This window comes from Pseudomonas sp. Z4-7, assembly GCF_051131965.1.
GTDB lineage: Bacteria > Pseudomonadota > Gammaproteobacteria > Pseudomonadales > Pseudomonadaceae > Aquipseudomonas.
Genome location: NZ_CP071642.1, coordinates 191,417 through 209,767 on the forward strand (window position 1 = coordinate 191,417; position 18,351 = coordinate 209,767).

Sequence of the window (18,351 nt, forward strand, 5' to 3'; positions counted from 1 at the left end):
TAAATATAGTGCATTTTGTTACTCTTATTATTTTTGCACTGTATACGATGCGGAGCTGGCGTATGGAAACCCTCGGTGCGTTGATCAGGCGATTGCGCAAGGAACACCGTCTTTCCCAGCAGGTATTGGCTGCGCAGTACGGCATGAGCCGCGCGACGATTTCGGGGATTGAAAACAATACTATTGCTGAAGTCGGCATTCGTAAGGTCGAAGCTATTCTCAATGGTTTCGGCTATGAGTTGACAGCGATTGCCCGTCCGGCGAAGCGCCCCACGCTCGACACACTGAAAAAGGACTCTTTCCATGACTGATGAACAAGGTCTGGACAGGTTGCAAGTCACCGTCAGCGAAGCGGCTATCGGCGTCCTCGGGCGAGGCCAACAGCGCAGCGATTCAGTGTTCACTTATGCACCTGACGCGGATGAGGAGCATTCGGTTTCGCTGACCATGCCAGCGCGTCTTGAAAGCTATAGCTGGGAGCCCGGCGTACCACCGATCTTTGAAATGAACCTGCCGGAAGGCGCCTTGCGTGAAGAGCTGGTGCGCCGTTTCAGCAAAGCGGTGCGGGGCTTTGACGACTTCGCCATGCTTGCCATCGTGGGACCTCATCAGCTGGGCCGGGTGGGTATTGGTCGTTTGCATACCGAGGCCGGGCCGCCCGAAACCAGTTTGGCGGACTTGTTGGTGCATGACGGGGCCGAGGGGCTGTTCGAGGATTTGCTGGACACCTACGGGCGATATTCGGGTGTTTCTGGAGTACAACCCAAAGTGTTGGTACGCGACAGCGCATCCGCTGTTGATCGCTTGACGCACCGGGGTGCTACACATCTGGTCAAGGCGTTTCGCTCGGACGAGTTCCCCGAGTTGGCCGCCAATGAATTCTTTTGCATGCGGGCCGCGTTGCATGCGGGGCTTGAAGTGCCGGAATTCGAGTTGAGCGAGCGCGGAAAATTTTTGATCGTCAAGCGTTTTGATCTGCCACGCACTGGCGAATATCTGGGCTTTGAGGATTTTTGTGTGCTCAACGGCTCGCCATCGAAAGCCAAGTATGACGGTTCGTATGAAGGCGCGGCCCGGCAGATCAAGGCGTTTGTTTCGCCTCATATGCTCAATCAGGCGCTGGAGTCCTTGTTTAAAATCGTGGCCCTCTCGGCCGGATTGAAGAATGGTGATGCGCACCTGAAAAATTTCGGGGTGCTTTATAACCACTGTGGCGCGGATGCATCTATCCGGCTCTCACCCGCCTACGACCTCGTCAGCACAGCGGTTTATATTCGTAACGACAACATGGCGCTCTTGTTAGGCGGTTCCAAAGCCTGGCCGAAATATAAAATGCTGATGGGGTTTGGCCGCTCGGCCTGCAATCTGACGGAGAGGCGCTGCAAGGATTTGTTGGAGCAGGTTATTCATGGGATGGACCTTGCGTTGGCCGAGATGCGTCGCTACATGGACGCTAACCAAACGTTCAGAGCAACTGGCGAGGCGATGAGCGAGGCGTGGAAGGCTGGGCTTGCACGCAGCCTCAAACCTGACAACGGCTGACCTGGGCCATCGCGAGCAGGCGCGCTCCCACAGGTTCCACGGGCACCGCAGATCATATGTGGGAGCGAGCTTGCTCGCGATGAGGCCGGCCCAGGTACGGTAGATCCCTAACGCAAGCCATCCCGAAACTGCCCCGGCGTCATCCCGGTCCAGCGCTTGAAGGCGCGGCTGAAGCTGCTGGTATCAGCAAAGCCCAGCAGATAACTGACCTCGCTCAATGAGCATTGCGGATCGCGCAGGTGTAGCAACGCCAGGTTTTCCCGACATTCATTGAGCAGCGCGTCGAAGCGGCAGCCTTCGTCGGCCAGATGCCGCTGCAGACTGCGCAGACTCAGGTGCATGGTCTGGGCGATGCGTTCGGCGCTGGGTTCGCCGTCGGGCAGTTGTGCTTCGATGGCGGCGCGGACCTTGCGCTCCCAGGTCAACGGCTGGAGCTGGGCGAGGGTGCGCTTGAGCACGGTTTCGTTGTGTTCGGCCAGCTCCGGGTTGGCGTCGTCCAGGTGACTGTCGAAATCGGCGAGGCTGAACTCCAGGCAATCGTGTCCGGCATCGAAGTGCACCGGTGAACGGAACACTTTGTGCCAAGGGGCGGGGTCTGCCGGCTCCGGTCGCCGCAGATAAACCGCCAGCGGGGCGTAATCGCGGCCGAGGCGGTTACGACAGGTGCGCACGTAAATCGCGGCGAACGCGTCGATGGCTTCCAGGGCCGGCGCCGGACGTCCCGCCGGTACGTCGAGACTGAAGCGGTAGCGATCCTCGCCACGGCTCAGTTGAAGGGTCAGCGCATCGCTGACCACCGGGTGATAGCGCACGATCCGCTCGAACACTTCCCGCAGGCTGCCGCTGGCTACCAGGGCATAACCCAGCGCATGAAAGGTGGTGGGGCTGACAAAGCGCGACACCCGCAGGCCGATCGCCGGATCACCGCTGGCCTGCACCGCGAGCGCCCACAGGCGCGTGGTGGCCGAGAGCGTATAACGGGCGTTCGGGTCGTCCATCCATTGTGGGTCCAGGCCCGCCTCCAGGCACAAGGCATGGCTGTCCAGGCCCAGTGCATCGAGCTGTTTGCGCAGGGCGCGGGTCCAGCTGGCGAGGGAGGTTGGTTCCGTCATGGCAATTGGCGCTTGCGGTCAACAGGTTGGCGTCTGCGGCTATCACCCCGTGAGGCAAGGCCCGGCAGGATTAGCTCATCGATAACAGAGGATTAAGCTATGCACGGCACTTGCGCAAGCCCCGAGCGATTGAATGCACAGCAGCGCTCCGCCCATATTCGCCAGGTGGTCCTGGCCCGGGGCGAAGAATTGCGCGAGCGCTATCCGATCCTGCGGCATCAGGATGCGCTGGGCGCGGGCATCCTGGCGTTCGCCCTGGCGGGGATGACCGGCTCGGCACTGCTCTACATCAACGGCTATCTGGCCGGCTGGGCGTGCCTGCTGCTCAACGCCTTTTTTGCGTCCCTGACCCACGAGCTGGAACACGACCTGATCCACAGTATGTATTTTCGCAAGCAGCGCGTGCCGCACAACCTGATGATGGGCCTGGTCTGGCTGGCGCGGCCGAGCACCATCAATCCGTGGATTCGCCGCCACCTGCACCTCAATCATCACAAGGTTTCCGGCAGCGAGGCGGACCTGGAGGAGCGCGCGATCACCAACGGTGAGCCGTGGGGATTGGCGCGCTTGCTGATGGTTGGCGACAACGTGATGTCGGCGTTCATTCGCCTGCTGCGAGCCAGGACTTGGGCGCACAAGCGCAGCATCCTCAAGCGCACGCTGAAGGTGTATTTCCCGTTGGCGCTGTTGCATTGGGGCGCGTGGTACGTGTTCCTCGGTTTCCATGGCGCCAACGCGGTTGCCGGGCTGCTCGGCACTTCGATCGACTGGTCGACCAGCACTCTGGCGACCCTGCACGTCATCGACATCGCGGCGGTGGTGATCATCGGCCCGAATGTGCTGCGCACCTTTTGCCTGCACTTCATCAGCTCGAACATGCATTACTACGGCGACATCGAGCCAGGCAACGTCATCCAGCAGACCCAGGTGTTGAACCCTTGGTGGCTGTGGCCGTTGCAGGCGTTCTGCTTCAATTTCGGCAGCAGCCACGGCATCCACCATTTCGTGGTGAAGGAGCCGTTCTACATTCGCCAGATGACGGTGCCGGTGGCGCACAAGGTGATGCGGGAGATGGGCGTACGCTTCAATGATTTCGGCACGTTTGGGCGGGCGAATCGGTTTGCAGCCGAGGAAGGGGTAGCTAGGGAAGAAGCGAAGGCGATCCAGGCTTAGGAACAAGAACATGCCTTTGTGGCGAGGGAGCTTGCTCCCGCTGGGCTGCGCAGCAGCCCCAAGATCTTGCGGTCGCTACGCACTGGAGCGCCAGCCCGGCCGAGCGGGAGCAAGCTCACTCGCCACAGAAGTGAATCAAAGCAGAAAACGGGTCAGAACTGATAACTCACCGTAGCCGCCACGTTGCGCTCCTCGCCCATGTAGCAATAGCTCAGGCTGGCGCATGACGCGATGTAGGTCTCGTTGGTCAGGTTGTTCGCGTTCAGGCGAACATCCACGCCCTTCAAGCCAACCTTGCCCAGGTCATACCCCACCGAGGCATCGAACAGCGTGTACGACGGCACCTTCATGGTGTTTTCCGCGTCGGCCCAGCTGTAGCCGACATACCGCACGCCGCCGCCCAGCCGCAGGCCATCGAGCGTGCCGCTGTCGAATTTATAGTCAGCCCACACCGATGCCATGTGGCGCGGGGCCTGGGTCGGAGAGTTGCCTTTGTTTTCGATGATGTCGGTGGGCGTGCTCAGGGTGCTGACCATCGATTTCGAGTATTCGATGTCGGTGAAGGTGTAGCTGCCCAGCACCTTGAACTGCTCGGTCAACTGCATGTGCGCTTCCAGTTCCAGGCCCTGGGAACGAACTGCGCCAACGGCGCGGTAGAAGTTTTCCTGGGGCAGCTTGGTCGCCAGGTTCTCCTGGTCGATGCGGAACAGCGAGGCAGTGTACAAGTCGTCGGTGCCCGGCGGCTGGTATTTCAGGCCCAGTTCCCACTGCTTGCCATCGGTAGGCGGCAGCGGATTGCCGGCGCTGTCGGCGTAGGAGTTGGGGTTGAACGACTCGGAGTAGCTGATGTACGGCGCCAGGCCGTTGTCGAACAGGTACAGCGCCCCGACGCGGCCGGTGAGTTTGGTGCGCTTGTCGTTGATCTCGGTGCCTTCCGGGCGCCCGAATTCGGCGATGCGGTTCTCGTCCGAGGTCTCGACCCAATCCTGGCGCAGGCCCAGGGAGAAGCGCCACTTGTCCATTTCGATCAGGTCTTGCACGTAGACGCCGGTCTGCTCCAGGCGCCGCAGGTAGCTGGTGGGGCTGAAGTAGCTGATCGCCGAGTTGCCATAGACCGGGTCGAAGGCGTTGATCGGCGCGAGGCTGCCGCTGGTCCAGTCGACCACGGTCTTGCGCCGCTGGTAGTCGGCGCCCATCAGCACGGTGTGTTTGGTGGCGCCGGTGAAGAATTCCGCCTGGAGCATGTTATCGACGATGAAGGCGTGGAGCTTTTCTTCAGCGCCGGTGTAATAGCGGTTCAGCTCGTTGCTGGTCGGCGTGGTCCAGTCGTAGGCATAGACCTGGTCATTGCTGACGTCCGAATCCAGGTAGCGGAAATTCTGTCGGGCGGTGAAGACGTCGTTGAAGCGGTGTTCGAACTGATAGCCGAACGACTGCTGGTCACGTTCGTAGCCGTCGACGCCAGGCTCGCCTTCGAAGAAGTTCTCCGAAATCCGCCGGCCGTTGCGCTTGTGCAAGGTGCCGTTCGCCGGCATGCCGCCGTGGTAGCCGCCGTCGGGGTCATGCTGCAGGTAGGCTTGCAACGTCAGCGAGGTGTCTTCGCTAAAGTCGATGCTCACTGTTGGCGCGAGGGCGAAGCGCTTTTCCTTGTTGTGGTCGAATTGCGTGTCGGACGTATCGGCCAGGCCGACCAGGCGGTAGGCGATGCGCTTGTCGTCATCCACCGGGCCGCTGAAGTCGAAACCCATGCCGCGTTGGCCTTGGGTACCGACCGTGGCCTGGATCTGGTGATAGGCCTCGTACAGCGGTTTCTTGCTGGTGAGCGCCACCAGGCCACCCGGCGAGCTGCGGCCATAGAGCACGGAGGACGGGCCCTTGAGGATGTCGACCCGTTCGAGAAAATACGGATCGACCTGAATCGAGCTGTAGGTGCCGCTATCACCCATCGACTTCAGACCGTCCAGGTAGATGTTGTCCACCGAGCCATCGTTGAAGCCGCGCATCGCCACGTAGTCGTAGCGGTGGGTCGCGCCATAGGGGTTGGTCAGCACGCCAGGGGTGTAGCGCATGGCCTGGGACACGGTTTGCGCGCCCTGGTCGTCCATTTGCTCGCGCGTGACCACCGATACGCTTTGCGACGTTTCCCGCAGGGCGGTACTGGTCTTGGTCGCCACCTGGCTGTGGGTGGCGTTGTAGCCTTCCATGCTGCCGAGAGCGTTACCCAGGGCGAAGCCTTTGACGTCGGTGGTCGGCAACGCCAACGTGCTTTCGGGGGCCACGGTTTGCAGCACATAGCTGCCGCTATCCTGGCTGACGGCAACCAGCCCGGAGCCGCTGAGCAACTGCTGCAGGGCCTGGTCCGCCGAATATTCGCCTTTCAGGCCCGGGGACTGGACGCCGCCGGTTTGTCCAGGGGTACTTGCCAAGGTGATACCGGCCTGGCGGGCGAACTGGTTGAGCACCTCGCTCAACGTGCCGGCGGCTATGTTGTAGCTCTGGCGGCCGGCGATCGCGCCATCCTGCGCCGCGACAGCGGACATCGGTAGGGCGCCAACACCGAGCGCGGTGCTCAACAGCGCGGCGCGGATGGCCTGGCGCAGCAGGCCGGTGGGCGAGGAACAGCCGAGGGAAGTCTTGAGAGTCACGCGCTCAGTCATTGTAGGTTTCCGTTGGAGTCGCTGGAGGCAGATAAGCGTTGCTTACTGTCCTAGCCGGACGCCCGCGCAAAACCCGCCAAAAAAAAATCAGGCCGTACGCTCCACCGTGATCCACCAGCGGGTTCGGTAGTGTATTTGCACGGGGAGCGTGTGCGGCAGGACGGCCAGCAGCTTGTCGGTGTCTGCCAGACGGAAGACGCCTGACAAGCGCAAATCGGCGATGGAGGCGGCGCATTTCAGGTAGCCCTGACGGTAACGTCCCACTTCGTTGAGGAAGTCTTCCAGGCGCATGTTGCGCGTGACGATCAAGCCGTCGGCCCAGGCGCCGGCGTCCATGTCCAGGGGGGGCGCGAGCGTCGCGGTGGATGCGCTGATCAGGTAGCTTTGGCCAGCTTCCACCTGGATCGGGGCGCCGTCGCTGCCTACATGCGAGCGGATGGCGACGTGTCCGCTGGTAACACTCAGGCGCGTGCAGTCGTTGTCCTGGCGCACGACGAAGCGGCCCTCCAGCCCCTCGAACAAGCCGTGTCGGCTTTTTACCAATAATGGGCGTCCGGGATCGCGGCCGCAGGTGAGCATGATTTCGCCGCGCGTCAACGTGATCAGGCGTTGTGAAGCCGTGTAGTCAAGGTCGGCCGCGCTGTTGGTATTGAGCTCCAGTCGCGTGCCGTCTGGCAGTTGGAAGCCACGTCGTTCGCCGGTGGCGGTCGCAAAATCGGCGCTCCACGGCTGCCAGCCCAGGTCCTTGCCCAGCCAGGCGGCGCAGCCCATCACCGCCACGCCTGACAACAGCTTCAGGGCCTGGCGCCGGCCGAGGCGCTGGGCGCTGGTCTCCAGGGTTTCGAGGGCAGTCCGGGCGCCAGGTACCGCCCGCAGACTGGAAGTCAGTTCGCTGTGCAGCGATTGCACCCGTTGCCAAGCCAGTTCGTGGTCATGGTGAGCGATGCGCCAGGCCTCGCACTGTTGGCGCAGGGCCGGGTTGGCGGCATGATTGCGCAGGCGCAGCAACCAATGGATCGCTTGCTTGACCACCTGCTGTGATGGGCCCCGGCCCGAAGGCTGGTCCATTGGTTCAATCTTCATAGCGCAGCACATAGCAGTGATACAACGCGTCGGCAACGTAGCGTTCCACCGAGCGCAGGGAAATGCCCATCTGTTCGGCAATCTGCTTGTAGGTCAGGCCTTCGCACTGGGCCAGCAGGAACGCCTTGCGCACGTTGGGCTTGAGGCCTTCGAGCATCCGGGCGATGGCCTCCAGCAGCTCCAGGATCAATGCCTGGGCTTCGGCGCCGGGCGTTTGCGCTTCCGGCAGGTGCGCGATGGTCTCAAGGTAGGCGCGTTCGATTTCCGCTCGGCGCCAATGGTCAATCACCAAGCCCTGGGCGATGGTGCGCAGGAAGGCGCGTGGCGCCTTGAGTTCCACGCGTTCGGTGCGTTGCAGCAGGCGCAGGAAGGTGTCCTGGGCCAGGTCCGCCGCATCGGCGGCATTGCCCAATCGGTTGCGCAGCCATGTGTGGAGCCAGCCGTGATGGCTGCTGTAGAGCGCCTGTACTGCAAACTGGGGGGATGACATGAACGCGACGGCCTGGAGTCACAAATGATAATAGGTCGCATTGTCATCAGCGCGGGTCAATTTTGCAACCACCATTCATTCGCCTGCGGGCGTCACGGGACGCCGATCAAGCCGTTCCGTCGGACAATCGAACAGCGGCCTAATTTTTTGTAGGCATTGGCCGACAGAGTGATATAGGTGCACCAAAATGGAGCGGATCCAATATCGCGCCCACCGGTTACATGGCAGTTGCACTCCACTTCCTGCATAAGAAGCCCACCCATGAATCTCAAGTTCAGTCACAAAATCCTCCTGGCCGCCTCTGGTGTGGTGGTCCTGGCTTTTGCCCTGTTCACCCTCTACAACGATTACCTGCAGCGCAACACCATCGGTCGAAGCCTGGAATCGTCCATCGAGCAATCCGGCGACCTGACAGCCAGCAGCGTCCAGAACTGGATGAGCGGTCGTGTGCTGGTGTTGGAGAACCTGGCGCAGAACATCGCACACCAGGGCGCTGGGGCCGATTTGCCGGGGCTCGTCGACCAGCCGGCCTTGACCTCGAATTTCCAGTTCACCTATGTCGGCCAGAACACCGGCGTTTTCACTCAGCGGCCTGACGCCAAGATGCCCGACGGCTACGACCCGCGTCAGCGCCCTTGGTACAAGCAGGCGGTCGCCGCGGATAAAACCATGTTGACCCCGCCCTACATGGCGGCCGTCGGCGGGCTGGTGGTAACCATTGCCCTGCCGGTCAAGCACAACGGCGAACTGCTCGGTGTGGTGGGTGGCGACCTGAGCCTGGAAACCCTGGTGAAGATCATCAACTCGGTGGATTTCGGTGGCATCGGCCATGCATTCCTGGTCAGCGGCGACGGTCAGGTGATCGTCAGCCCTGACAAAGACCATGTGATGAAGAATCTCAAGGACATTTACCCAGGCACGCCGGTGCGCATCGGCAAAGGTATCCAGGAAGTCGAGTTGAACGGGGAGGACCGCATCCTTTCGTTTACCCCGGTGGCAGGCTTGCCGAACGCCGAGTGGTATATCGGACTGTCGATCGACAAAGCCAAGGCCTACGCGCCACTGAGCCATTTCCGTACGTCTGCATTGATTGCGATGTTCGTCGCGGTGGCGGCGATTGCGTTGCTGCTGAGCCTGCTGATTCAGGTGTTGATGCGTCCGTTGACCACCATGGGCCGCGCCATGCAGGACATTGCCCAGGGCGAAGGCGACCTGACCCGCCGTCTCGTCGTGCAGGGCAAGGATGAGTTCGCTGTGCTGGGTGGCTCGTTCAACCAATTCGTGGAGCGCATCCATGCATCGATCGCCGAAGTGTCTTCGGCCACGCGGCAGGTGCACGATTTGTCGCAACGGGTGATGACATCGTCCAACGCCTCGCTTGTCGGCTCGGATGAACAGAGCGCCCGCACCAACAGCGTGGCCGCCGCGATCAACCAGCTGGGCGCCGCGACCCAGGAAATCGCCCGCAATGCCGCCGATGCTTCGCAACAGGCCAGCGGCGCCAGCGAGCAAGCCGATGACGGGCGCCAGGTGGTGGAAAAAACCATTCAGGCGATGACCGCGCTGTCGCAGAAGATCAGCCTGTCGTGCACCCAGATCGAAACCCTGAACGCCAGCACCGACAACATCGGGCACATCCTCGATGTGATCAAGGGCATCTCTCAGCAAACCAACCTGCTGGCGTTGAACGCCGCCATCGAAGCGGCCCGTGCCGGTGAAGCCGGGCGTGGCTTTGCGGTGGTGGCCGACGAGGTGCGCAACCTGGCGCACCGCACGCAGGAGTCGGCCGAGGAGATCCACAAGATGATCACTTCGTTGCAGGTCGGTTCTCGTGAAGCGGTGACCACCATGAACGCCAGCCAGGCTTCCAGCGAAGAAAGCGTGGAAGTGGCCAACCAGGCCGGCCTGCGCCTGGTCAGCGTGACCCAGCGTATCGGTGAGATCGACGGCATGAACCAGTCGGTGGCCGCCGCGACCGAAGAACAGACCGCCGTGGTGGAAACCCTCAACATGGATGTCAGCCACATCAACCTGCTGAACCAGCAGAGCGTCGCCAACCTCAACGAAACGCTGAAGGATTGCGATGCCTTGTCCCAACAGGCCAATCGGTTGAAGCAACTGGTGGACAGCTTCAAGATCTGATCCAGCCGAACCAGCGCCATCGCGCTGGTTCTCCATGGATTTCCTCGTGGCGAGGGAGCTTGCTCCCGCTGGCCTGCGAAGCGGGCCCCGGCATTCTCCAGGCGGACCGCAGCAGCCGGTTTGGCGACTGCTGCGCAGCCGAGCGGGAGCAAGCTCCCTCGCCACGGGGGTTTTGGGTTGTCCATGGGGGCGGTGTCCGGGCTGACGCTTTCGCGAGCAGGCTCGCTCCCACAAGGGAGTAGTGGTCAGGTGAACATCTTCACCACGTTCTCCATCGCTTCATCGGCGAACCCTTGCAGGAAATCCCTGAAGCCCGACGGGGTATGGGCGTCGGTGTGGTCGGCAATGATGGTCCAGGTGGCGCGGCAGCGGTTGTCCGCCAGGGGCTCCACGCGCATGGCCGCCCAGAGGTTGTCGATGCCCAGGGTGTTGTAGATCAGCGTCCAGGTCATGTGCATGGCCTGGTCGTCACGGCTGTTGAGCTGTTCCACCACCAGGTTCTGTCCGTCGACGAAGAATTTCTTGCGCAGGGATCTCACCCCTTCGCCTGTCATCTCGATGCGCGCAAGCGCGGGAATAAAGCGGTTGAACCCGCCAAAGTCGCCCACTACTTCCCAGACTCGCGCCGCGTCAGCGGACACTTGCACCGAGGTTTCAACGTGGCAGGCTTGAGGATTCTTGATCAGTGTGTCGGGTTGAAATGTCGTCATGGTCTTGCTCCTTGCTTTGGGGTGGGATGGTTCAGATGAAATCAATGGCCTTGAGGTAGTCCGCGCCACGGCGTAGCAGGGCCGGGGACTTTTCCGGGTAGCGCGCGCCCATCTGCCGCACGCCGGACCGGGCGTTGTCATGACGGATCAGCGAGATGTCGCCGATGTCCTCCTCGAAGCCGTTCAGATAGAAGCCCAGCACGCCGAACAACGCGTTGTCGGCATCGACCCGCGCCAATTGCCGTTGCCAGTCGGCGACGCTCACCAGGGAAAACGCCCGGCCGCTGTCACGGAACGACGCCACGTAGGCGTCCCAGCTCAGCGGTTCGGGGTTGTGCAGGTTGAACACGGCCTGGTTCGGTTGGTAGCGGCTGGCGTGGAAGGCGATGAAACGGGCCAGGAAGTCCACCGGCATCAGGTCGAAGTTGAGCGACAGGGCCGGCACCTGGCCGAGCTGGATCGAGCCCTTGAGCATCAGCATCAACCGGTTCTTGTGGGGTTGGCAGACCCCCGTCTGGCTGTTGAAGCTGATGTTACCGGGGCGGAACAGGTTCACCCGCACGCCAAGGTCACGGGCCCGCTGCAGGATCCGCTCGCCGACCCATTTGGACAGGTTGTAGCCGTTCTTGATGTAGATCGGCGGTGTCTGCGCCGCTGGTTGCTCCAACACCTGGCCATCGGCGTCCAGGGCGCTGGAAGCCGAAAGCGTCGAGACGAAGTTGAAGATCTTCTTGCGCCGGCCTTCGCACAGGCGCAGGCATTCGAAGATCGGCTCGACGTTGTCCCGCGCCAGGGACTCGTAGTCGAGCACGTGGTTGACGTGGGCCGCATTGTGCACCAGCGCGCCGAAGGTGCTGTCGATGCGTTGGTAGATGTCGTCCGGCAAACCCAGTTGCGGTTGGGTGATGTCGGCGGCGTAGACGCTGACGCGACTCAGGTCCAGGTGCTCCAGGCGATTGTCCCGCAGCGCCTGGGCGAACCGCTCGGCCGCGCTTTGCCCGCCGGACTCACGCACCAGGCACGCAACCTCGGTGGCGCCCCACGCCAGCAACGCCTCGACGATGTGTACGCCGAGAAAGCTGTTGGCACCGGTCACCAACACTTTGTGCACGTCACCGCTCTGGCTGATGGGCAGTGGATCAAGGTTGAGCTCCGCCTCGGCGTCGATGAAAGCCTGCGGGCTCAGCGTTGACGTATCGCTCTGTTCGGAGTCGTCGAGCAGCTTCGCCAGGGTGATCAGTGTCGGCGCTTCGATGAAGCGATTGATCGACAGGCTTCGGCCGAACGACTGGCGGATGCTCAGCAGCAATTGCGACAACAGAATCGAATGCCCACCGAGGTTGAAGAAGCTCTCGTCGGTGGCGATGTCCTCGGCCGGCAGTTCCAGCAGCTCGGCCCAAAGCGCTCGCAGCTGGTTTTCCAAGGCGTTCTGCGGCTGGCGTCCCTGGCCTCCGGCCTGGACCGGCACCGCCGAGGCAAGCAACGCCCGGCGATCAACCTTGCCGTTGCTGGTGTAAGGCAGGCTGGGCAGCTCGATGTAGGCCGTCGGGTGCATGTAGCTGGGCAACCTTTCCTGCACATGTTCGCGCAATGCCTGAAGAGCCGCGCCGGGAAGTTCTTGCACAGGGTTCACCAGGAACGCCAGGATCCGCCGTCGTTCATCCACCCCCACCGCCACCTGACGAAACAGCTGGCTGTCGCGCAGGCAATGTTCGATCTCCTCGGGCTCGACCCGAAAGCCACGGATCTTCACCTGGTTATCGCGACGTCCACACAGCTCGATCCCAGCGTCCGTCCACTGGCCGATATCACCGGTGCGATAGGCCCGCAGCGTCTGCCCGGTGGGCAACGTCAGGTTGAGGTAGCGCTCGGCGGTCAGTCCCGGAGCGTTCAGGTACCCCAGGCCGACACCCGGCCCGGCAATGTAAAGCTCACCGGGCGTGCCGTCGGGCACCGGTTGCCGTTGCTCGTCCAGAATCAGCAACCGGGCATTGGCAATGGGCCTGCCAAGGTTGCGGTTGTTGTCGCCGCTGCCGAACTGCCGCGTGGTCGCCAGCACCGTGGTTTCGGTCGGGCCATAAATATTGTGGAAGCAGCACTGTGGCGCCAGTTGCTCGATCACATACGGCTCGCAGACATCCCCTCCGGTGACCAGGTGTTCCAGCCCCAGCGGCGCGTCCAGCGGCAGTACGCTCAACAGTGCCGGTGGCAGGAAGGCGTGGCTGACGCGCTGTGCGCGAATCAACGCGACCAGTTGCTGCGGGTCGCGGCGCTGGTCTTCGCTGGGCACGACCAACAGTCCGCCCTGGATGAACGTCGGCAGGATGTCCAGCAGCGACGCGTCGAAGTTAATGGTGGAAAACTGCAGTGCGCGACTGTCGCGCTTCAACTCGACATGGTCGCAGTACCACGCGCAGAAATGGCTGAGGTTGCGCTGGCTGAGCAACACGCCTTTGGGCTGGCCGGTAGTACCGGAGGTGTAGATCGCCACGGCCGGCTCGTCGATGCCTGCCACGCGCCGGATTGTCGAGAGCGGGATGGCCGGTTTCGAAGTGGGCAGTCGATGGACGTTCAGCCTGGGTACCGCGCAGTCGTCCAGATCGCTTTGCACGTCATGCAGCAGCAGATCGGCCTGGGCATTTTCCAGGATGAAGCGCCGCCGCTGCGCCGGGTGTTGCGGGTCCAGCGGCAGGTACACCGCTCCGCATCCCAGCACCGCCAGGATCGCTGCATACAGCGGCGCGGATTTGGGCAGGCACACGCCGATTATCCTCGGGCGGTCAGTCGCGCCCGGCAGGATTTCCAGCATCGATTGTTGCAACCTGAGCGTCAGGTCGCGCAAGGATCGGTAGTCGATGAGCTGACCGTCGACCCACAGGGCCGGTTGCGTCGGCTGATCAAGCATGCGTTGTTCGATGCTGTGCATCACTGGCACTTGGGCGGCGGCCAGGAGCCAGGGCACCGGGGCGCGGTTGAGGTGGTGTTCCAAAGCCAGCGGCTCCAGCGCATCGAGCCCGTGCAGGAGCTCGTCTGCAACGTCGGTTTCCAGCGTCGGCCAGGTGTCGAAGCGGGTCTCGTCCCTCGAGAGCTGGCTGACCAGCCGGGCGCCGTGCTCGACCACCGCCGCCATTGCGCAGAGGCGCAATGACTGGCCGTTGCCCCGGTTTGGCGGGGCAACCACGGCCTCGGATAACAGGCGCTGTGCAGCGTCGCGGAAAACCACCACCGGTTGCGGTAATGCCTGGCCTGGCAGGGCCTGGAGCGCCACGCGCACATGAAGTCGAAAGCGCGCCTGCGTGGCACACGGCAGCGTACCGTCATCGATCGACAGGTCTACCGCGCCGTGGACGGTTGGCGATCGAAAATCCCTGACCGAATGACCGTGAAGTTCAAGTTCCCGGGCCAGTTCGGCCATGGCCTGGCTGGTGCCGGATAGCGCAATTTCGAGGCGTTTCATCGAAAGCTCCTCATGGTGTCAGGTAGTCGGCCAGGGCATCGCGCACGCACGGTGAAGCGAGCATCGAGCTGGTGCGAAAAAAGCGAATGATGTTGCCCACCAGCGGGTGAAAGCGATTGATCGGGTACGCCAACGCACTGGCCTCATCCAGCAGCGATTGACGTACCGATTTATCGACGGGCAGATGGGCGATCAGCTCGAAATCGAACTGTTGTTGCAGGTCGCTCGCCAGGTACTCGGCAATGAAGCCGGGCATCAGTTGCGCGATGGCTTGGCGGTCTTCTTCCGGTGCGGTGCGCCAGTAAATCTGCACCAGCCGTGTCCAGAAACCGGAGTGTCGGCCCTCATCCTGCAAGTGGTCCGCCATCAGGCCCTTGATCGAGGCCTTGACCGAATCATCCCGGGCAAAGGCCGCCACTTCGTTGGTCACCGTGTTCTCGGCAATGGCGATGCAGATCAGCTCCACGGCACTGAGCAAACGCTCCGGTGCGCGCGCCAGCGTGGCTGGGACCGCGCGGCTGAGTTCGATCTGGTCGGGCAGCGGGATCGGCTCGATGCCGGTCATGTCGATGGTCTGTTGCATGAAGTCCATGGCCACCAGCGCGTGATAGTCCTCATCCACCACCACAGTCATCGCGTCGTAGCGACAGGCGAACGGAAACTCGATGCCGAAGCGGTTCTTGGCGATGCGCCGCGCGGTGTGGTCCACCAGCTCAGTCTCGAAAATCACCACGTCATTGATGAATTTGTAGAGGCTCTGCACCAGGACAAAATCGCGCAACTGCGGGCAGTGGCTGAGAAAGGTCTGGCTGTGCACAAGGGGCTGACGGCTCATGGGGAAGATCAGCTTGTCGTCATCCTCGACCCGGCGCCGTGGTCGGGTACGGATGGTGGCGCGGCTTTCCCAGGTGTCGGCGAAGGACTGGTATGAAATGGCGTTCATGGCGTCACCTGCGCAACCGGCAGGGCCATGCTCTGGCGCAAGCCATCCCACAACGCCGCGCGGCTGTGGACGGCGGCGAGGGCGGCGGCAAGGACTTCGCGCTCGCGCTGGGGGTCGCCATCGATCAGCCTTGCCAGGAGTTTTTCCGCAGCCGGGCCGTGGTCTTCGGAGTCCACTTCGATATGCCGTTGCAGGTAATAACGAAACGTCGGTGCCTGGTCCAGGCCGATGCCCCAGGCATCCAGCATGCGCTGGAACATCTGCGGGATGACGCTTTCGCGACCGTGCACGAACGCGGCGGCCACGCTGTGGGCCGGGGCGTGCAAGGCAGTGTGCAAGGTCTGGCGTACGAAGCGCGCCGCGGCCGGGTCTACCTCGACGCTGTCCAGCGCGGTCTCGGGGCTGACGCCTTCCTGTTGCAGGGCAATGAATTGCTCAATGGCCCGGGTATCCGCGCCGACCTCGCGCATGGCGTCCAGGTACAGCTCGAAATGGCTGCAATAGCCCGCTCCGGGACGGTCATCGGATTCTTCCCCCAAGACGATTTCATTGATCAGCCGTGCTGCGTGCGGGTCGGCCGGAGGTAGCCACGGCAACTGGATACAGGTCAGCTCGCGCTGCAGGCGCTTGGTCAGGGACATGAAATCCCACACGGCAAAAACATGACTTTCCATAAAACGGCGCAACAGGTCGATTGAGGTTATTTCAGAAAAAACCGGGTGTTCACCAAGTTCGAGTTTCTTCAGGAATAGTTGTTCTTTGGTTGGCTGCATTGGAACGTCCTCATCAATGATTTTTGTCCGGAAGTTGCTTCGCCAGTTTTTTCGGTGCGAGCGAGCGCGTGAACCGGAGCCCATGTTTTCTTGATATAGATATTTTATCTTTGCTCAGGGCTGAAAGGCCTGCTGGAGGCCTTTCCGCCATGAGTTTTGGGGTCGAAGGCAACTCGACGTAAAAAAGTTAGTGCATGTAACAAAGGCTCTGCAAGTTATTTTTTATATATTTAAGTTGGCGTATTTCTTGGGCGTGAAGAGGGCTGTTAAAACTTTTCATGTAAGTTTTATTGGGTCGAAGTTGCTCCTTCCGATTTATAACTATCAGAATCGAATGGTACGAGTGAATGCCTCACCCGGAGCACTTCAGAGAACGGGAATTAAGTAAGTGATGTTTTGTGGGCGGGAGACCGACCAGACTTGCGGGTCATCTCGCCGTTCGGACGACGCTCCTTGCGTGATGGCTTCGATTCGCCTGGGCCACAGCCAGGCGCTGACTTCTTCAGGTCTTTTTTGAATCGATAAACGCAAGAGTGAGCCCAAATGGATGGCAGTTCCATCGGACTGACGTCGCGATGGAACGCGGGCGCAGTCAGACCGCGCCGGGCAAGGCCATGGGGGGTGTGGGAAGGATGTGTAAGAAAGTGCTACGCCGGCCGCGTCGCCGGCGCAGAGATGGGGTTGCGCTTATTGGTTGAGGTATCGGCGCATGGTGACGGAGGCTTTTTCCAAGTGCTGCTCCAGCAAGGCGACCGCTGTGTCGACATCCTTCGCCACCGCGGCTGCGAGCATCGCGCGGTGGTCGTCCTGGGTCAGCTTGCCCAGGCCCATCGATGACATGTGAAAACGCAGGAAACGCTCTTCCTCATTGAGCTCGTGCTCGACCAGGTCAAGCAGCTTGGCGTTGGGTGCCCTGTGGTAAAGCGACATATGAAACAGCCGATTGAGCCTGGCGATCTCGGCGTAGTCGGTTTGCGCCTCGAGTTGCTCGATGTACTGGGCGGCCATCGTCAGGTCGTTATCGTTGAGCAGCGGAACGGACAGGCGCAGGGCGAAGCTTTCCAGGACCGAACGCAAGGCATAGGTCTCGATCGCATTGCTGGTGATCAGCGGAGCCACCACGGCGCCCTTGTGCTGTACCACGTTGAGCAATGACTGCGCCTCGAGCTGGCGTAATGCCTCGCGTACCGGCATGCGGCTGACGCCGAACAGGTCGGCCAGTTCCTGTTGGCGTAGCGCGGTGCCACTGGGCAGGCGCCCATCGAGAATGGCTTCGCGCAGCGAGCTTTCGATCACGGCGCGGGCCTGGGATGCGGGAATGGGGCCGTTGACCTGGATAGTGCTTAACGGGTTGGGCTTCTTTGTCACGACAACACCCTGACTGGTAGTAACGAAATTGGATCCAAGCCAACATTAGTTACAGATTGCCAAGCCGTCAAAGTCTCGCGGCGCCGGTTCCTGAACTAAAGTTTAGACTGCTTGCGGTGATTGCATCCTGCCATTGTCTTTTGCCCGGCCAGGCTTCACCATCCAACGAATTTTCCAACGGCCCTTCTCGGACGTATTTCCCTTGGCTGCACCTTTTCCTGTCCTCAGGTCCATGCGTTGGCTGTGTTCGGCATTGTTGCTGGCCGGCCTGCTGCTGGGCGGCCTGCGGGCCGATTGGGACTTTGCGCAGATCAGCCGCCGGGCGCAAGCGTTATATGGGCCTTTGGGCGAAGGGCAGCAACGGATCGACGCGTGGCAACAACTGTTGGCGACCCAGAAGCAGATTCCGGAACTGGAACAACTCAAGGTAGTGAACCTGTTTTTCAACAAGCAGGTGCGCTACGTCGAAGACATCGACCTGTGGCGTGAGGTTGATTACTGGGAAACCCCTATCCAGGCCTTATGGAAGGGCGCAGGTGATTGCGAGGACTACGCCATCGCTAAGTATTTCAGCCTGCGCCGGCTCGGGGTGTCCAGTGACAAGCTGCGCATCACCTACGTCAAGGCCTTGCGGCAGAACCGGGCGCACATGGTGCTGACCTACTACGCCACCCCCGATGCCATGCCCCTGGTACTCGACAGCCTGATCGACGGTATCCAGCCGGCCAGCCAGCGAACCGACCTGCTGCCGGTCTACTCTTTCAATGCCGAAGGGCTGTGGCTGCCGGGCGCCAAGGGGAACAAAAAAGTGGGTGACACCAAGCGCCTGTCCCGCTGGCAGGATGTGTTGAAAAAAATGCAGGCCGAAGGTTTTCCGGTCGAGACGACTAACTAGGAGCGC

The 18,351-nt window shown here is 61.6% G+C and carries 14 protein-coding genes; 5 read left to right on the forward strand and 9 right to left on the reverse strand.

Annotation, left to right across the window (positions count from 1 at the left end; all coding sequences use genetic code 11):
- Nucleotides 1-62: 62 nt before the first annotated feature.
- Both J3P91_RS00845 and J3P91_RS00850 read left to right on the forward strand, forming a co-directional pair.
- Nucleotides 63-311, forward strand: a complete 249-nt coding sequence (locus J3P91_RS00845) for a helix-turn-helix domain-containing protein (protein ID WP_434602454.1) — start codon at nt 63-65, stop codon at nt 309-311.
- Nucleotides 304-1,542, forward strand: coding sequence for a type II toxin-antitoxin system HipA family toxin (locus J3P91_RS00850; RefSeq protein WP_434602455.1), 1,239 nt, complete (start codon nt 304-306; stop codon nt 1,540-1,542). The genes J3P91_RS00845 and J3P91_RS00850 overlap by 8 nt, the downstream gene beginning before the upstream one ends.
- Nucleotides 1,543-1,649: 107 nt before the next feature.
- Here the strand turns inward: J3P91_RS00850 and J3P91_RS00855 are convergent, their stop codons facing one another.
- On the reverse strand, nt 1,650-2,654 hold the full coding sequence (locus tag J3P91_RS00855; protein ID WP_434602456.1) for an AraC family transcriptional regulator: 1,005 nt from the start codon (nt 2,652-2,654) through the stop codon (nt 1,650-1,652).
- A gap of 99 nt (nt 2,655-2,753) precedes the next feature.
- On the opposite strand from J3P91_RS00855, the gene J3P91_RS00860 reads away from it, so the two are divergent.
- Nucleotides 2,754-3,827 (forward strand): fatty acid desaturase, encoded by a 1,074-nt coding sequence (locus J3P91_RS00860; protein ID WP_434602457.1) that lies wholly within the window; start codon nt 2,754-2,756, stop codon nt 3,825-3,827.
- Nucleotides 3,828-3,979: 152 nt separating this feature from the next.
- On the opposite strand, the gene J3P91_RS00865 is transcribed toward J3P91_RS00860, so the two are convergent.
- The 3 genes from J3P91_RS00865 to J3P91_RS00875 form a co-directional block, all read right to left on the reverse strand.
- Entirely contained in the window at nt 3,980-6,484 is a 2,505-nt protein-coding gene (locus J3P91_RS00865) for a TonB-dependent siderophore receptor (RefSeq protein WP_434602458.1), read from the reverse strand.
- 87 nt (nt 6,485-6,571) lie between these two features.
- Complete coding sequence (locus J3P91_RS00870) at nt 6,572-7,552, reverse strand: FecR domain-containing protein (protein ID WP_434604957.1); 981 nt, start codon at nt 7,550-7,552, stop codon at nt 6,572-6,574.
- Nucleotides 7,553-7,556: 4 nt separating this feature from the next.
- Nucleotides 7,557-8,057, reverse strand: coding sequence for a sigma-70 family RNA polymerase sigma factor (locus tag J3P91_RS00875; RefSeq protein ID WP_434602459.1), 501 nt, complete (start codon nt 8,055-8,057; stop codon nt 7,557-7,559).
- Nucleotides 8,058-8,318: 261 nt separating this feature from the next.
- Here J3P91_RS00875 and J3P91_RS00880 point away from each other — a divergent pair, with 261 nt between their 5' ends.
- Nucleotides 8,319-10,199: a methyl-accepting chemotaxis protein gene (locus J3P91_RS00880; protein WP_434570461.1), complete on the forward strand. Its 1,881-nt coding sequence runs from the start codon at nt 8,319-8,321 to the stop codon at nt 10,197-10,199.
- Between the two features lie 245 nt (nt 10,200-10,444).
- On the opposite strand, the gene J3P91_RS00885 is transcribed toward J3P91_RS00880, so the two are convergent.
- The 5 genes from J3P91_RS00885 to J3P91_RS00905 all read right to left on the reverse strand — a co-directional run bounded on the left by J3P91_RS00885 (nt 10,445) and on the right by J3P91_RS00905 (nt 17,450).
- Complete coding sequence (locus tag J3P91_RS00885; RefSeq protein WP_434602460.1) at nt 10,445-10,909, reverse strand: SRPBCC family protein; 465 nt, start codon at nt 10,907-10,909, stop codon at nt 10,445-10,447.
- A 31-nt stretch (nt 10,910-10,940) separates the two neighbouring features.
- A complete protein-coding gene (locus tag J3P91_RS00890; RefSeq protein ID WP_434602461.1) occupies nt 10,941-14,366 on the reverse strand; it encodes an amino acid adenylation domain-containing protein in 3,426 nt (1,141 codons plus the stop codon).
- A gap of 10 nt (nt 14,367-14,376) precedes the next feature.
- Nucleotides 14,377-15,309 (reverse strand): diiron oxygenase, encoded by a 933-nt coding sequence (locus tag J3P91_RS00895; protein ID WP_434602462.1) that lies wholly within the window; start codon nt 15,307-15,309, stop codon nt 14,377-14,379.
- Nucleotides 15,306-16,082, reverse strand: a complete 777-nt coding sequence (locus J3P91_RS00900) for a DUF3050 domain-containing protein (RefSeq protein ID WP_434602463.1) — start codon at nt 16,080-16,082, stop codon at nt 15,306-15,308. The genes J3P91_RS00895 and J3P91_RS00900 overlap by 4 nt, the downstream gene beginning before the upstream one ends.
- A 687-nt stretch (nt 16,083-16,769) precedes the next feature.
- A complete protein-coding gene (locus J3P91_RS00905) occupies nt 16,770-17,450 on the reverse strand; it encodes a GntR family transcriptional regulator (RefSeq protein ID WP_434602464.1) in 681 nt (226 codons plus the stop codon).
- 232 nt (nt 17,451-17,682) lie between these two features.
- Between J3P91_RS00905 and lapG the strand changes: the two genes are divergently transcribed.
- Nucleotides 17,683-18,345 carry a cysteine protease LapG gene (gene lapG, locus J3P91_RS00910; RefSeq protein ID WP_434570450.1) on the forward strand — a complete coding sequence of 221 codons (663 nt, stop codon included), beginning with the start codon at nt 17,683-17,685 and terminating at the stop codon, nt 18,343-18,345.
- The last annotated feature ends 6 nt before the right edge of the window (nt 18,346-18,351 follow it).

What these genes read in the sequence shown, in the direction of transcription:
- J3P91_RS00895 (WP_434602462.1), bottom strand. Translation starts at nt 15,309, where the DNA reads ATGAACGCCATTTCATACCAGTCCTTCGCCGACACCTGGGAAAGCCGC.
- J3P91_RS00845 (WP_434602454.1), top strand. Translation starts at nt 63, where the DNA reads ATGGAAACCCTCGGTGCGTTGATCAGGCGATTGCGCAAGGAACACCGT.
- J3P91_RS00865 (WP_434602458.1), bottom strand. Translation starts at nt 6,484, where the DNA reads ATGACTGAGCGCGTGACTCTCAAGACTTCCCTCGGCTGTTCCTCGCCC.
- J3P91_RS00860 (WP_434602457.1), top strand. Translation starts at nt 2,754, where the DNA reads ATGCACGGCACTTGCGCAAGCCCCGAGCGATTGAATGCACAGCAGCGC.
- J3P91_RS00890 (WP_434602461.1), bottom strand. Translation starts at nt 14,366, where the DNA reads ATGAAACGCCTCGAAATTGCGCTATCCGGCACCAGCCAGGCCATGGCC.
- J3P91_RS00870 (WP_434604957.1), bottom strand. Translation starts at nt 7,552, where the DNA reads ATGGACCAGCCTTCGGGCCGGGGCCCATCACAGCAGGTGGTCAAGCAA.
- J3P91_RS00855 (WP_434602456.1), bottom strand. Translation starts at nt 2,654, where the DNA reads ATGACGGAACCAACCTCCCTCGCCAGCTGGACCCGCGCCCTGCGCAAA.
- J3P91_RS00880 (WP_434570461.1), top strand. Translation starts at nt 8,319, where the DNA reads ATGAATCTCAAGTTCAGTCACAAAATCCTCCTGGCCGCCTCTGGTGTG.
- lapG (WP_434570450.1), top strand. Translation starts at nt 17,683, where the DNA reads ATGCGTTGGCTGTGTTCGGCATTGTTGCTGGCCGGCCTGCTGCTGGGC.
- J3P91_RS00875 (WP_434602459.1), bottom strand. Translation starts at nt 8,057, where the DNA reads ATGTCATCCCCCCAGTTTGCAGTACAGGCGCTCTACAGCAGCCATCAC.
- J3P91_RS00900 (WP_434602463.1), bottom strand. Translation starts at nt 16,082, where the DNA reads ATGCAGCCAACCAAAGAACAACTATTCCTGAAGAAACTCGAACTTGGT.
- J3P91_RS00850 (WP_434602455.1), top strand. Translation starts at nt 304, where the DNA reads ATGACTGATGAACAAGGTCTGGACAGGTTGCAAGTCACCGTCAGCGAA.
- J3P91_RS00885 (WP_434602460.1), bottom strand. Translation starts at nt 10,909, where the DNA reads ATGACGACATTTCAACCCGACACACTGATCAAGAATCCTCAAGCCTGC.